Source organism: Actinomadura luzonensis, from assembly GCF_022664455.2.
GTDB lineage: Bacteria > Actinomycetota > Actinomycetes > Streptosporangiales > Streptosporangiaceae > Nonomuraea > Nonomuraea luzonensis.
Genome location: NZ_JAKRKC020000001.1, coordinates 2,939,571 through 2,953,903, shown reverse-complemented (window position 1 = coordinate 2,953,903; position 14,333 = coordinate 2,939,571). Strand labels below are relative to the sequence as shown.

The 14,333-nt window shown below is 73.1% G+C and carries 11 protein-coding genes; 5 read left to right on the top strand and 6 right to left on the bottom strand.

All coding sequences use genetic code 11. From position 1 onward, the window contains the following. The first annotated feature begins 24 nt into the window (after positions 1–24). The gene (locus MF672_RS14330; RefSeq protein ID WP_242377465.1) at positions 25–387 is read left to right on the top strand and encodes a DsrE family protein; all 363 of its coding nucleotides are present in this window, start codon (positions 25–27) and stop codon (positions 385–387) included. Here MF672_RS14330 and MF672_RS14325 read toward each other — a convergent pair. The 3 genes from MF672_RS14325 to MF672_RS14315 are packed head-to-tail and all read right to left on the bottom strand — an operon-like array spanning position 384 to position 3,410. Then, a complete protein-coding gene (locus tag MF672_RS14325; RefSeq protein ID WP_242377464.1) occupies positions 384–1,421 on the bottom strand; it encodes a YihY/virulence factor BrkB family protein in 1,038 nt (345 codons plus the stop codon). The two genes, MF672_RS14330 and MF672_RS14325, sit on opposite strands and share 4 nt — an antisense overlap. Positions 1,422–1,474: 53 nt before the next feature. Then, a complete protein-coding gene (locus tag MF672_RS14320; RefSeq protein WP_242377463.1) occupies positions 1,475–2,191 on the bottom strand; it encodes a type 1 glutamine amidotransferase in 717 nt (238 codons plus the stop codon). Beyond that, a complete protein-coding gene (locus MF672_RS14315) occupies positions 2,181–3,410 on the bottom strand; it encodes a MurT ligase domain-containing protein (protein ID WP_242377461.1) in 1,230 nt (409 codons plus the stop codon). The genes MF672_RS14320 and MF672_RS14315 overlap by 11 nt, the downstream gene beginning before the upstream one ends. A gap of 172 nt (positions 3,411–3,582) precedes the next feature. Between MF672_RS14315 and MF672_RS14310 the strand changes: the two genes are divergently transcribed. Next, complete coding sequence (locus MF672_RS14310) at positions 3,583–4,017, top strand: DUF2992 family protein (protein ID WP_242377459.1); 435 nt, start codon at positions 3,583–3,585, stop codon at positions 4,015–4,017. A 133-nt stretch (positions 4,018–4,150) separates the two neighbouring features. On the opposite strand, the gene MF672_RS14305 is transcribed toward MF672_RS14310, so the two are convergent. After that, a complete protein-coding gene (locus MF672_RS14305) occupies positions 4,151–7,144 on the bottom strand; it encodes an ATP-binding protein (protein ID WP_242377456.1) in 2,994 nt (997 codons plus the stop codon). Between the two features lie 239 nt (positions 7,145–7,383). Continuing rightward, on the bottom strand, positions 7,384–9,327 hold the full coding sequence (locus MF672_RS14300) for a hypothetical protein (RefSeq protein WP_242377454.1): 1,944 nt from the start codon (positions 9,325–9,327) through the stop codon (positions 7,384–7,386). 168 nt (positions 9,328–9,495) lie between these two features. On the opposite strand from MF672_RS14300, the gene MF672_RS14295 reads away from it, so the two are divergent. The 3 genes from MF672_RS14295 (at position 9,496) to MF672_RS14285 (ending at position 12,909) form a co-directional block, all read left to right on the top strand. Next, the gene (locus MF672_RS14295) at positions 9,496–10,158 is read left to right on the top strand and encodes a hypothetical protein (protein WP_242377452.1); all 663 of its coding nucleotides are present in this window, start codon (positions 9,496–9,498) and stop codon (positions 10,156–10,158) included. Continuing rightward, positions 10,155–10,823 carry a hypothetical protein gene (locus MF672_RS14290; RefSeq protein WP_242377450.1) on the top strand — a complete coding sequence of 223 codons (669 nt, stop codon included), beginning with the start codon at positions 10,155–10,157 and terminating at the stop codon, positions 10,821–10,823. The genes MF672_RS14295 and MF672_RS14290 overlap by 4 nt, the downstream gene beginning before the upstream one ends. Before the next feature lie 1,489 nt (positions 10,824–12,312). After that, entirely contained in the window at positions 12,313–12,909 is a 597-nt protein-coding gene (locus tag MF672_RS14285) for a hypothetical protein (protein ID WP_242377448.1), read from the top strand. A 17-nt stretch (positions 12,910–12,926) separates the two neighbouring features. On the opposite strand, the gene MF672_RS14280 is transcribed toward MF672_RS14285, so the two are convergent. Then, positions 12,927–14,171 (bottom strand): hypothetical protein, encoded by a 1,245-nt coding sequence (locus MF672_RS14280; RefSeq protein WP_242377446.1) that lies wholly within the window; start codon positions 14,169–14,171, stop codon positions 12,927–12,929. Positions 14,172–14,333: the final 162 nt, after the last annotated feature.

The window sequence follows — 14,333 nt, the reverse complement described above, 5'->3', positions numbered from 1 at the left end:
CCGGCTGAGGCTAGGGTGGCGGACATGGCACGATCACTGGTGATCAAGGTTACCGCCGGGGCGGACGCTCCCGAGCGCTGCAACCAGGCGTTCAACGTCGCCGCCGCCGCGCTCGCGAGCGGGGTCCCGGTCTCGTTGTGGCTGACCGGCGAGGCGTCGTGGTTCGCGCTGCCCGGGCGGGCGAAGGAGTTCGCCCTGCCGCACGCCGCGCCGCTGACGGACCTGCTCGACGCCGTGCTCGCGGCCGGGCGGGTGACCCTGTGCACCCAGTGCGCGGCCCGCCGCGAGATCACCGTGGACGACGTCATCGAGGGCGTGCGCATCGCCGGCGCGCCCACGTTCGTCGAGGAGGTCACCGCCGAGGGCGTGCAGGCGCTGGTCTACTAGGGCCGGGCAGCGGGCCGGCGGCGCCTGGCCAGCAGGTCGCGCACCGCGCCGATCGCGGCCGACCCCACCGCGCCGACCAGCGGCTCCCGCTCCTCCTCCGCCGTCGGTCCCGGGTCGGGCCGCGCGGGCTCGACGCAGCCGGCCCGGCACGCCTCCAGCTGGGCGGCGAACGCGATCCCGAGGAAGAGCGCGATCGAGCTGAGGAACGACCACAGCAGCAACGCCATCACGGCGGTCAGCGGCCCGTAGGTGTCGCCGAAGGAGCCGTTGTTGTCGGTGTAGAGGGCCAGCAGCAGCGTGAAGCCCGTCCATAAGGCCAGCGCCACCAGCGCGCCCACGGCCAGCCAGGTGTGCCCCGGCTGCCGCCGCCGGGGCGAGGCCCGGAACAGCGTGACCGTGCTCACCATCGCCAGCAGGAAGCCGAGCGGCCAGCGGACCAGCGAGAACGCCCCGCGCGCCCCGTCGCCCCAGCCGTAGACCTCCGAGATGGCGTGCCCGAGCGCGCCCCCGCCCACCAGGACGGTGAAGCCGGTGATCATCAGGACCCCGGCGGTCAGCGCCAGCAGGGCCGCCCGCGCGTACTTGCGGTGGAAGGGCCGGTCGCGCTCGACGCCGTAGATGCGGTTCGCGCCCCGCTCGAACTGGGCCATCGCGGTCGCCAGCGCCACCAGCGTGGTGCCGAGGCCGAGCAGCAGGGCGAGCTTGCCCGAGACGTGGTTGCCGCCCTGCAGCGCCTCCTTGACCGCCTCGGCGCCGCCGCCGGGCGCCAGGCCGCGCAGCGTCAGCTCCAGGACGTGGCCGAGCTCGTCCTGGTCGGTCACCGCGCTGAGGCCGACCAGGGCGATCGCGCCGGGGATGATGGCCAGGCAGAGCTGGAAGGCCAGCGCGCGGGCGTGGCTCATGCCGTCGCCGTAGCGGAACCTGATCAGCGAGTCGCGGACGAGGTGCCAGCCGCCGTACCGGCGCAGGGTCGCCCATGCGTCGTCGGCGGACAGCTCCTCGCCGCTCATCGTCCGGGTCTGGGGGACGGTCACCGTAGATCCCACGGCGAACCATCTACCCCAATTTGCCCGGATTCAGCAGAGGACTACTCCGCCGCGAGGACGGTGGCCAGGCGCTCCTGGCGCAGCGCCTCGTAACGGGAGTCGTCCAGCGGGGCGAGCTGCCCCACCCGCCACGACAGCAGCAGGTCGGCCAGCGCCGGGTTGCGCGCCAGCGCCGGGCCGTGCAGGTAGGTGCCCACCACGTGGCCCGCGTAGCAGCCCTCGTAGCCGTTGCCGTTGCCGATGCCCTTGACCGTGCGCGACAGCGGCCGGACGCCGGGGCCGAGGCTCGTGACGCCCATGTGGTTCTCGAACCCGGTCAGCGTGGGCAGGTTGAGCGCCGCGTCCACCTCGGCCACCAGCTCGCCCACCGCGCGCGCCGGGCCGCGCGTGCTCGCGATGTCGAGCAGGCCGATGCCGTCGACCGGCTGGCCCTCCTCGCCGCCGAACGTGCTGCCCATGATCTGGTAGCCGGCGCACACCGCCAGCATGGCCGCGCCGCCCGCGATGGCCCGGTGCAGGCCGCCGTCCTTGCGCAGGCGCTGGGCGGCCAGGATCTGCGGGCGGTCCTCGCCGCCGCCGATCAGGTAGATGTCGCCGCTCTCCGGCACCGGGTCGGACGAGCGCACGTGGATCGTCTCGGTCTCGATGCCCCGCCGCTGGGCGCGCTGCTCCAGGACCAGGACGTTGCCCTGGTCGCCGTACGTGCTCAGCAGGTCAGGGTAGATCCAGACGATGCGCAGGACGCTGTCAGACGGCACGACCGAACTCCGATCGGATCTGCTGGAAGGCGGTGTAGTTGGCGATCACGTCGACCCGGCCAGGCGGCTGCATGGCCAGCGCCTCCGAGAACGAGCCGCACAGGGTGAACGGCACGTCCGCCACGTCGAGCCGGAGCGCCAGGTCGAGCCGGCGCTCGCCGGTCACGAACACCGGGCGGCCGCGCAGGATGCGGTAGTCGACGTCCCACAACCACGACGTGTCACGCCCGTCGGGGCCCTGCGCGTTGACCGACAGGATGATCGGCAGCTGCGGGTCGGCCACGTCGAACGCCTCCAGCCAGCCCGCCGGGTTCTTGGCCAGCAGCAGCCGCGCGTGCCGGCCGTCGCGCTCGACCGTGGTGTAGCGGCCGGCCACCGAGGTGACCTCGCGCAGCCGGGGCAGCGCCCGCTCCACCGGCACCCCGAACGCCTCCGCCACCGCCAGCGCCATCACGGCGTTGGAGCGGTTGGCCGAGCCCGGAAGCTGGATGTCGAGCAGCCATCGCTGCCCGCGCGGGTCGATCGCCTGGTCGCCGTCGAGCACCCACTGCGGCTCGGGACGGTGGAAGGTGCACTCGCGGCAGGCCCAGAAGGAGTCCTTGCGGTCGAGCGGGCCGCCGCACTCGGGGCAGCACCAGGAGTCCTCCTTCCACCGCTGGCCGCCCGCCACCCAGGTGACCGACGCCGCCGTGGAGGCGCCCCAGGTGACCAGCGGGTCGTCGCAGTTGGCGATGACGTGGGTGGGCTTGCCCGACAGCGCGCGGCGCCACTTCTGGGCCAGCAGCCAGATCTCGGCCGCGCGGTCCATCTGGTCGCGGCTGAGGTTCATCAGGCAGACGACGCTCGCGCCGGTGGTGTCGAGCACCTCGGGCAGGTACTTCTCGTCCACCTCGAGGACGCCGTAAGGGGCGCTCTTGTGCTGGGACAGCGCCGAGACGTGCCCGGCCGGCATGTTCGCGCCGAACGCGTTGGTCGCGACCTCGCCGAGGTCGAGCAGCGCGGAGGTGATCAGGCGGGTGGTGGTGGTCTTGCCGTTCGTGGCGCTGACCAGGGCCAGCTTGCGGTCACGGGCCAGCTTGCGCAGGAGGTCGGGCTCCAGCATCAGGCCGACCCGGCCCCCGATCACCGAGCCGTCGCCCCGGCCGGTCATCCTGGACAGCGTGGCGGCACTGCGTCCCAGGGCGCTGGCGAGCTGAGCCCGCAGAGGAAGCTGGGTCATGTGCATGGATCCTAGTCGGCCTCGGGCCGTAGTCTCGTTACGCACACGAAAACGCGGCCCGGTCGGTAGCCCGGGCGATGGTGTCCGTATCCGCCCTTCCTGGGATGTCCGGTGTGCCGGAAGCGGCCTCGTCAGGCCGGCGTTTCGGCATGCCCACAGGAGGGCGAACGTCATGGTGACGCTTTCCGTCTATCTGGACGGCGGGTTCTGGGTCGGGGTCCTGGAGGTCCAGGACGAAGGCAGCGGCGTGGTGCGGGCCGTGCGGTTCGTGCTCGGCGGCGAGCCGACGGACCCGGAGCTGTATGCGTACCTGCAGCGGCACGGGGTGGCGCTGCTACGGCAGGCCGCCGCCGCTCCCCCGGTCGCCGCCGACCGGCGGGACCCCGGCGGGCGGGTCAACCCCAAGCGGGCCGCCAAGCTCGCCGCCCGCGCCGCCGCCCGCGTCCCGCCCCAGCGGGGGACGGCGGCGCAGGAGGCGATGCGGCTGGAGCTGGAGAGCCGCAAGGCGGCGGCCTCGGCGGCGCGGCGGGACCTGCGGAGGGAACAGGACGAGCAACGGCGCGAAGCGGCCCGCCGCAAACGCCTCGCCCGCCGCCGCGGCCACTGACCCGTCTCCCCCAGCTCACGGCACTCCCGGCTCGCGCAGCCACCCCCGGCCGTCCCCCCGAGCGGACCCGCCCACCTCGGCCCGCGACCACCGGCCACCTCCTCCCGGAAGGAGCTCAGCCCGTAGCCGACCGTCAGAGGGTCGGGGTGGGGACGGGGGCGGGGGACGGGGCGGCGGGAAAGGCGAGTTCCGGGGTGCCGCCGTGGTCGAAGGGCAGGACGAAGCGGCGCGGCCAGGACAGCACGCCCTCCAGCCACCCCGCCCCCATCGTCTGCCCCACGTGCCGGATCCGGGCCGACGACTCGATGCCGATGGCGACGGTGGTGATGTCCCGCTGCACCGCCTCGTTCTCGTCGTCGCCCAGGATGACCCGCCAGGCCAGCGCCCGGTTCCGGTCCACCTCCATCGACAGCGGGTGGTGGCGCAGCGCCTTGGCGCGGTGGCCGAGCAGCTCGGTGTGCACCCGGTCGGGCGAGCCGTTGCCGTTGCCGTGGGGCGGGCGGAACAGGGCGTACTCCATGGGCGGCGCCGGGCTGCGCAGGTTGGGCGCGGCCTGCCCGTGCGGGAAGAGCCGGTCCACCTCGTGCAGCCACCGCACCTGCGGGATCACCCACGACGCCCCCGGCCGCTCGCCGCCGGACTCCAGCCCGGCGAGCAGCCGCGTGGCCTTCTCCGCCGCCTTCTCCGTCAGCAGCGAGGGGTCGAACCAGCTCCGCAGCGACCAGGCCCGCCGCTGCACCGACCGTTCGACGAGGGTGGCGAGCAGGCACTCGCGCCGCCGCGCGGGCAGCTCCCCCCACGCGGCCGACAACACGCGCGGCACCCCCGGCAGCGGCCGGTTGCTGACGAAGGCGAGCACGACCGTGTCGCACCAGATTCGCAGCCACGCCCATTCCGGCGCGTCGGCCAGCACGTCGGCCTCGCGCAGCTCGACCAGCGTGCACGCCTGCCCGCCCCGGCACTGCGCCCCGCACGCCGCCGACCGCCGGCCGCGGATGGGCGGCGGCGGCCCCGGCAGCACCTTCTCGCGTCCCTCGCCGAGCGGCACCCGTACCCGCAGGGGCCGGTCCATGCCGTCGGCGAAGACCGCCGCCGAGCCGGGCTGGAGCGACACGACGTGGCGCGACTGCTCCTCGCTCAGGTTCATGGCCGCGCCGACGAGCTTCCTGTCGTCCTCGGCGGGCAGCCGGTGCACGACCTTCAGCGCGGTGTTCTTGACCACGTCGGGGACGAGCTTGGTGGGGATCTGCTCGGCCACGACGATGCCCTCGCCGTACGCCCTGATCTCGGCCAGCATGCCGGCCAGCAGCTCGACCGCGTGCGTGGAGGCGCGCCCGTGGCCGCGGTCGCGCAGCAGCCGGTGCGCCTCCTCGATGACGATCACGTGCCGCAGCCCGTGCGAGCGCTCCTTGCGGGCCCGCATCCGCAGGTGCTCCACGATCCGGATGATCAGCGTGCCCATGAGGAACGCCTTGTCCTCGTCGTTGGCGACGTCCTCGATGGCGAGCACCACGTTGCGCTCCAGCAGGCCGCCGATGTCGGCCGGGTGGCCGCCCTCGAAGAAGCGCCCCGCCGAGCCGACACGCAGCGAGCGCAGCCGCAGCGAGATGAAGCCCTCCACGTCGGCCTGCACCTCGCGGCCGTAGCCGATCTCCTTGATCACGTCCATGGCGTGCTGCTGGAGCTGTTCGAGGGTGGGGACGCTGGGCGGGACGCTGCTGCCGGGCACGGCGCCGCCGGTGACGACGTCCCAGCCGGTGGCCTCGTAGACGCGCTGCAACGCCAGCGACATGATCTGCGGGAACGGCTCCTCGGCGTCGAAGGCCGCCATGAACAGCGCCCTGACCATGTCGATGTGGGCCTGCACGGGGTAGCCCGGCTCGGGTTCGAGCGGGTTGACGCTGAACGGCACGCCGTCGGGCGCGGACGGGTTGATCACGGTGACCGGGGCGTCCAGGCGGCCGGCCATGGCGGCGTACTCGGACTTGGCCGGCTCGATCGCGAGCCACGGGATGCGCGCCCGGCTGAGCTGCTCCAGCAGGTGCCGGACGGTCTGCGACTTGCCCGAGCCGGTCGCCCCCGTGACGAAGGCGTGCCGGTTGAGCGTGGCGAGCGGCACCCGGAACATGCCGACGCCGCGGTCCTGGCCGTCCAGGATCTCGCCCAGCTCCAGCTCGCCGCCGTCGGCCTCGGACGTCACGTCGAAGAACCCCGAGTCGAGCACCCGGACGCCCGGCACCTCGCGGCGGGGCAGCCCGGCCAGCGCTGCGAGCGCCCCCGCGGTCGCGGCGAACGGCGCGGCCGCCCCGTCGGCGGGGTCCTGCATGGTGATGGCCAGGGCCTCGCCCAGGCTGTACGCGGCCCCGTGCGCGCTCCGCAGCCGGTACGGGTGATGGCTCATCTCCACCGAACCGACCAGCACGGGCGCGATCTGCCGCAGCTCCTCGGCGGTCGCCCCGCCGGCCAGCACGCGCACGTTCCACAGCCCGGCCTCGCGGAAGGCGTCCAGCTCCTGCATGCGCCGCTCGGCCCGCTCGGCGTCGAAACGGGAGCGCTCGGAGGCGTCGCCGTACTGGCGCAGCACGTTGAGCTGGGTGCGGAGGTGCGCCACCTCGGCGTCCAGCAGGTCGGTCGGCTCGGCCACGACGAGCCAGGCGAACGGCCGCGACATCAGCGTCACCAGCGTCGCCTCGAACAGCGTGGGCCGGGTCAGCTCGTCCGGGTCGCCGTGTCGCTCCCGGCCGCCGAGCGGCGGCGCCTGCCGTCCCGGGCAGGGCATCCAGACCAGGTCCGCCAGGTCGGCCAGGTACTCCTCCGACAGCGGCACGCCGCGCGCCCCACCCGGGAACAGCAACGGCTGCGGCCCCTTCGGCCGGTCCGGCACGTCGGTGGCGCGGCGCGGCTGGCGCGGCGGCGACAGCGGGCCGGCGTTGGTGATGAGTTCGAGCGGCGCGCCGGACCCGCGCGACAGCCATCCGATCACGAACGGCCGGTCGCGCTGCGCCGCCGACAGCACGGCGGGCAGCACGGTGACGAAATCCCATTCCGCCGACGAGCTTCGCGAGGGCGCGGCGATCGACTGGATTCGATACCAGGGCCCGCTGAGCGAGACGCTCGGCTGCATCATCAATCCCCCAGAGACGGTTCTTCGCCAAATTCCAGCAACCGCCAGCTCGTCACCTTGACATTGACCATCTCATTAACCGGCCATGCCCGGCCCTTTCGGCTAGTAGGGAGAGGCGGCCATGCCCGGCCCTCCCGACTGGTAGGGAGAGGCGGCCATGCCCGGCCCTTCCGGCCAGCGGGGAGAGGCGGTCACATCCGGCCCTCTCGGACAGCAGGAAGAGTCCCTCGCCTTCGGGGCGGTCATGGGCGGCCTTTGCGCCAGTCGAGGCGGGGTGGGGGCGGGCCGAGGTTGGGTGGGGGCTCTTCCTCGCCGTCGGGGTGCCGGGGGTCGAGCGCGAGCACGGCCTCGCGCACGTCCTCCAGCTCGCCGAGCGTGGTCTTGGGGAAGGTGAGGATGGCCGGGTTGGCGTCGGCGAGGCGGACCCGGCGGCCCTCGGCGGTGGCGTCCGTGACGATGACCGAGGTCGTGGGGAGCTGTTGCAGCTCGTGCGGCTCGACCAGGAACTCGCGTGAGCGCTGGAGCACCCGCTCCCGTTCGGAGATCTTGTCGGCGGTGCGGCCCCACTCGGTGGACTCGGTGATGTCCTCGGCGAGGTCGGCCTGGCCCTCGTCGCGTTCCTCGCGCTCGTCGTCGACCTGCGAGATCGTGGAGGTGTAGCCGCCGTTGAGGGTCGGCAGCGAGTCGCTGATGGTCTCGGTGAGCTGGGCCAGCTCCAGGCGGTGCTCGGTGCCGACGTGCTCGCTGGCGACGCGGGCGTCCTCGGCGTTGCCGAGCCGCATGAACGCGACGGCCGCGTGCCCGCGTCCGAGCCGTTCGCGCACGGTGGGGGTGAGCGAGCGGTAGGTCAGGACGAGCCCCGTGCGCGAGGTCTCGCAGGCGTCCATGAGCCGGTCGAGGACGTCGCCCCTGAGCTTGTCGGCCCCCGCCACGATGATGGTGTGGTACCAGGGCCGGTCGGAGGCGGGCGACTGGCGCAGGATGTGGGTGAGCGCGGTGGCGACGTACGTGCCGAGCACCCGGTTGCCGAAGACGCCGGCCTGCCGGTCCATGCTGACCACGCGCAGCCGGGCGGGCGGCAGGCGCACGGCCTCGGTGCCGAGCGTCTCCAGCTTGCGGAGCTGCGATTCGAGAGCCCAGGCGCGCTCGATCACCACGCGGTCGCTGACGCCGCGCCCGAACAGCGTGCCGATGCGTTCGAGCTGGGTGGCGGTGATGAGCCCGAAGCGCAGGTCGTCGCGCGGGTCGCCGACCTGGGCGAGGGCCCGCAGCGCGGCCGTGACCTGGCTGATGGTGGCGTTCTCGCCGAGCACCTCCAGCACCCGCTCCAGGATGGCGTTGTCGAAGCTGAGGTCGCGGGTGGTGCGGTGCTCCTCGCTGACGCTGACGACGTGCGCGAGGACGTCCGCGAACGCCTCCGGCTTGAGCGTGGCGCCGAGGTCGAGCTTGGGCAGGTCGACCGGCAGCACCCATACGAGGGGGTCGTCGCCGCCCTTGCGGGCCAGCTCGATGAGGTCCTTGGCGATCGCGCCCTCGGACAGGTCGAGCACGGTCAGGTGGCCGCCGCTGTAGAGGCGGGTGGCGCCGAGCAGCGTGACCAGCGCGGACCAGCCGGGCAGGGTGCCGCCGGCCACGTCGATGCGGTCGATCTCGTCGGGGACGGCGACGGCGTACCAGGTGAGCTGGCGGTCGTGGCGGTCCTTCGACTCCTGCCACTCGCGGTAGCGCCTGGCGTGGTCCTCCTGGGCCTTGAACAGCTCCTTGTCACGTTCCTGGCGCCGGCGCTGGTCCCGCGCCTGCTGCTCCAGCACGCGGTAGCGGACCGCCCGGTCGCCCTGCATGAGGGCGAAGGTGCAGATGACCGCCACCCCGCCGGCCGCGACCAGCCCGACGAGCGCGAACGACCAGGCCAGGTAGCCCGCGATGGCCACGGCCAGGATCAGCACGCTCAGCACCAGCGCGAACACGCGGAACAGCCGGACCGGCCGGTTGAGCATGTCCTCCTGCATCCGCTCGCGCCGGACCAGCTCGACCTGGGCGGGATCGGGGCCGCCGGCGGCCTGGCCCTCCTCGGGGGAGGGACGTTTGGGCGGCGGGCCTGGGTCGGGGTGCAACAGGATGTACTGCCAGCCCAGGTAGATGCGGTCCGCCTGGAGCTGGGCATGCTCGGGATGCACGTCCGTCACGTGACCCTCCGGCCGCGAATCTTCACCCAATGAGGACTAGCCCTTTCCCGCCTCGTGACAGCGTAAGAGCTTCGGGCCCCTGAACGGCAGAGTTTCTCGGCAATTCGGCCAGAGCGATGGGAGCAATGCGGCAGATGGGACAAGCGATACCTATTACCATCACTACCCATGACGGAACCCTCCGGCGGCAGCAATGACAGGCCCAGACGCCCGGTAGTGGTGCCCGCCATCGCGCTGGTGGCCCTCACCGCCGTCGGCGTCACCGCTCTGCTGGGCGGGCTCGACGAGGCTCCCGAGACGCCGGAGCCGCTGAGCCAGGGCGCGGTGCTGGACCAGGGCATGTACTCCACCAAGTTCGTCGAGTCGCGGGTGCGGGTGGAGAAGGCCAAGTCGATCGTGGACGAGGACAAGCGCTTCGTCGAGCTGGTCTTCGACGTCACCAACAAGAGCGACGAGACCGCGATGGTCGGGTTGCCGGCCGAGAAGATCGAGCAGGCGGTCAGCCGCTTCGGCTTCGCGGCCTCGCTCGTCAAGATCAGCCCGGCCTTCGACAAGGAGTCGGGGCCGTTCGTGTTCGGGCTGGTCAAGGGCGACGAGACGCAGCAGCTCCAGCCGGACGTCCCCACACAGGTGATCGTCCGCTACCGGCTGAAGGAGGGGCAGCGCCCGCCGGACAAGATGACGCTGGACGTGGCCTCCTTCGAGGAGGGCACCAGCTTCCTCAACGCGACGCCCACCTGGGAGATGGTCTCCAAGCCGGTGGGCGACAAGTTCTACCCCGAGATCAAGGCCCGGGTGACGTTGCCCGTCAAGCAGGAGGCCGGCACATGACCGCCACCCAGCCCCACGCCGCCGTCGTCCCGTCCCGCCCGGGCACCGGGCCCGCGTCCGGCCCCGGGGACGAGCGCCGCCGGACCGCGCTCGGCCCGCGCCTGATCGCCGCCCTGGCCGGGCTGCTGCTGATCGCCGGCGCCATGGCGCTGCAGACGCTCAAGCTGGGCGAGGGCGAGGTCTCCGACCCCGTCGTCTACAGCGGCGTCAAGGGCGAGGACGTGGACGCCCGCCGGTTCACCCTCAGGCTCGACTCCGTCGCCGCCGCCAAGTCCCTCCAGGGCTCCTCCGAGACCCTCGCCACGGACAACCTGTTCCTCATCGTCACGGCCTCCGCCAAGTCGGCGCTCAAGCCGTACAACCTCGCCCCGCCCGTGCTGGTGACCGCCGACGGCAAGAAGTTCGACGCGACGGACCGGGTGGACCGGTCGCTCACGCTGTCCAACACGTTCGTGCAGCCGGACATCTGGGTCAGCGGGCGCTTCTACTTCGAGGTGCCGGCGTCGGCGCTGCCGGGTGCCGGCGTGCTGTTCGAGCTGCCGCAGCAAGGTGTGGTGGTGGAGCCGTACCAGCCGCAGGTCGAGGTGGACCTCGGCCTGGACGCCGAGGGGGCGCGCAAGCTCGCGGCCTCGGCACAGGACGTCTACTCGATCGTGAAGAAGTGATCGTCGTATGAGCACGAACGAGCGCGACTGGTTCTCGCCCGAGAACGACGGGCGGGAGGAGCGGGAGCCGGCGGCGGAGAGCTGGGAGGCCACCGTCCCCAGGAACCCCCAGGACGCCCCGCCCCCGCCACCCCCGTCGGCCCACGCGCAGCCGCCCGGGCAGGGACTCCCGCCGGGGCCCGGCATGCACCCGGGCCGTCCCCTGCCCCCGGGTCGTCCGGAGCCGGCCGATCAGCGTCCCGCCCACCCCCGCCACGCCGCACCACCGCCCGTCGGCGGCCAGGGGCCTGAGGCCCAGGGCGTCGGGGGCCAGGGCCTCGGGGGCCAGGGCCTCGGAGGCCAGGGCCTCGGAGGCCAGGGCCTCGGAGGCCAGGGCGTCGGAGGCCAGGGCCTCGGAGGCCAGGGGTCGCCGCACCGGCCTGAGGGCGCGCCTCGCCACGCCATGCCGCAGCCCCCCGACACGTACCCGCCGTACCCCGCCACCGGTCGCCCTCAGCCCCCAGGCCCGTACGCCAGCCAGCCACACACCCCCGCCCACGCCGGACACCCGCAGAGCCCCGGCACCCACACGGAACCCCCGCAGAGCCCTGGCACCCACATGGGACCCCCGCAGAGCCCTGGTGCTCACCCGGGACACCCGCAGAGCCCGGGCGCCCACACCGGGCAGCACCAGAGCCCGGGCGCTCATGCCGGGCACCCCCAGGGCTCGGCTCCTCACGCCGGGCAGTCCCCTCACGCCGGGCAGCCCCAGGGCCCAGGCGGCCCTGCGGGCTACCCGCAGGGGCCGGAGGGAGCGGCGGGGTATCGCAGGCCCCAAGCGCCTCCGGGAGGCATGCCGCAGGCCCCCGGAGTTCCCTCCGCGCCCGCACCCGGCATGGGGTCTGCGCAGCCGCCCGGCATGAGCGCTCCCCAGACGCCCGGGGTCGGCGGCCCTCCAGCGCCGGGCACGGGCACGCCCGGGATGGGCGGGCCACAAGCCCCCGGGATGGGCGGGCCACAAGCCCCCGGGATGGGCGGGCCACAAGCCCCTGGCATGGGCGGGCCGCAGGGCATGCCGCAGGATCGGGGGCGGCCGTATCAGCCCGATCAGCAGGTGTGGCCGCCCTCCGCAGCGCGCCACCCTCAGGGCGGCGCTTACCCTCAGAGCGGCCCTCAGCCTCAGAGCGGCCCTCAGCCTCAGGGTGGCCTCGCTCACCCCATGGCGCCCGCTCACGGCGGCCCGGGCGGTCAGCCATGGCCGCCGCAGTCACCGCCGCAGCCCCCGGGGCCGCACGCGCTGGGCTTGGGGATGCCGCAAGGCCCGACAGCAGCGCAAGGCCCAGGAGCCGGACAGGGCGCGGGGCCTGGGCTAGGCGCAGGAGCCGGGCAGGGCGCAGGTACCGGGCTGGCCGTGGGGACCGGGCTGGGCGCAGGAGCCGGGCAAGGGCCAGGAGTGGCGCAGGGTCCGGCCGGGGTTGAGGCCGGGGTCGGGGCCGCGGGGCAGGGGGCGGTGGGGGGCGCGTCGAGGGCGGGCGGGCGGCGGAGGCTGCTCCTGGTGGCCGCCGGCGCCGTCGTCGTGTCGCTGCTCACCGTCGGCGCCCGCACCTACGACGGCTACGCCTTCTACCACCAGCAGATCACCCGCGGCCTCAACCTCAACGAGACGATCGTCCCGGCCGGCCGGCCGGGCAAGGCCTACAACACCGAGTACCGGGTCGCCATCACCCCGACGAAGGCTCCTGAGGGCAGCAAGCACGGCCCCGAGGTGACCTGGCTGAAGATCGACATCACCAAGCGGGTCGTGGACGAGTCGAGCGCCACCATGACCGCCGAGCCCAACCGGGTCAAGCTCCTGGACAAGGCGGGCCGCGAGTGGACGGTGCCGATCCAGCCGGTCGGCGACCGTCCGACGGACCGGCTGGTGGTGGGCAAGGACTACCGGATCGAGGGCCTGGCGATCGTCCCGACGCCGGTGGCGAACGAGGTGGAGCTGTCGTTCGAGCCCAGCGACTACCGCTCCGACACCCCGACCGAGGACCTGTTCAACCGGGAGAAGATGGAGGCGAGGGGCATCGACGTCGTGGTGCTGCGGTTCAGGCGGCGCTGAGCGCGACCCGGGCGGCTTCAGGCGGCGTCGTCGAACGCCTCGCCGCGCAGTCGCGCCCGCGTCGCGGCGAGGTCGTACGTGGCGGCCAGCAGCGCCATGGTCAGCACGGTCACCACCAGGTCCCGTACGAAGGACAGCGGCACGATCCGGTAGATCCACGCCCAGTCCTCGGCGCCGCCGATGAGGTGCACCACGCCGCGCAGGGCGTAGTCGCCGCCCACCGAGAGGGCCACGTAGCACAGGCACATCATGCCGAACAGCGGGAAGCCGCTCCTGAACACCATCCGCAGCGAGTTGGCCAGCGGCAGCCAGCGGTCCTTGAAGCCTCCGGTGAGCTGGTCGAACGACTTCTGCGTGAGGTCGTGGCTGTTCTCCAGCCGGTCCACGCCCCGCTCCAGCCGGGTGCCCTTGACCAGGGCGCGGGCGTCGTCGGAGAAGGCGCCGAAGACGAGCATCGCCACGGTGAGCCAGGCCAGCGGCACGGCGACCGCGTCGAGGAACAGCGGCCAGTACTCGGCGAACACGCCGGTGATCCAGTCCCAGACGGGCACGTTCTCCTTGGCGGCGGTCAGGGCCTCCTCGCCGCCCGCGACGACGTTGCGGTGCTCCATCCACTCGGCGCGGGCGTTGCCGAAGGCTACGGTGGCGTTCAGGCCGTAGAAGACGAACGCGAACTCGGAGAAGGCGGCGAGGAACCCGTAGAAGCCGCTCTTGCGCTTCTCCAGGGCCTTGGCGAACAGCCATTTCAGCCCGAAGGTGACGGCCATGGCGCCGAGCGACACGCGCCAGTCGAGGTCGGTCAGGGAGCGGCCGGCGGTGCTGCTCTCGCCGAACCAGGCGGCGTTCATCATGTCGTCGATGTGATGGAACATGTCCATCTGGTAGACGTCCCTGGCGTCCTCGGTCTGGAAGCCCCAGGACAGGTAGAGGACGGCGAAGGCCGGCGCGACCCGGTCGAGGGTGCGGAAGAAGCGCTCCTGCGCCACGCCCGACTCCGTCCGCGCGCGCGTCTCCCAGAGCGCGCCGCGCAGGGCGTGCAGCATGCCGGTGGTGACGGTCATCGCCGACAGGATGATGAGCGTGAGCAGCGTCATGACCGCGATCAGCCGGACCTGGCGCCATTCGCCGTAGGCGACCTCGGTGGCCCCGTACAGCAGCGCGAAGCGGGCCAGCTCGCCGGCGGCGAACCAGAGGATCAGGGGCAGGGCGCACTTCCCCGCCAGGCGCAGCGCGTGCAGGGGCAACGAGTACGGCGACGGCATCCGCTGAGCCGGCGTAGGCCCAGTCAGGGGTGGTGCCATCACGCCTGTCGAACTGGACATCTGTGGAATCGTAGCGGTATGTCCCTTATGACGCAGCAGCAACCCGGGAAACGCGATGGGCTGCGCCGGGGGTGACAAGTCGATAATCCCCGGCGCGATCCG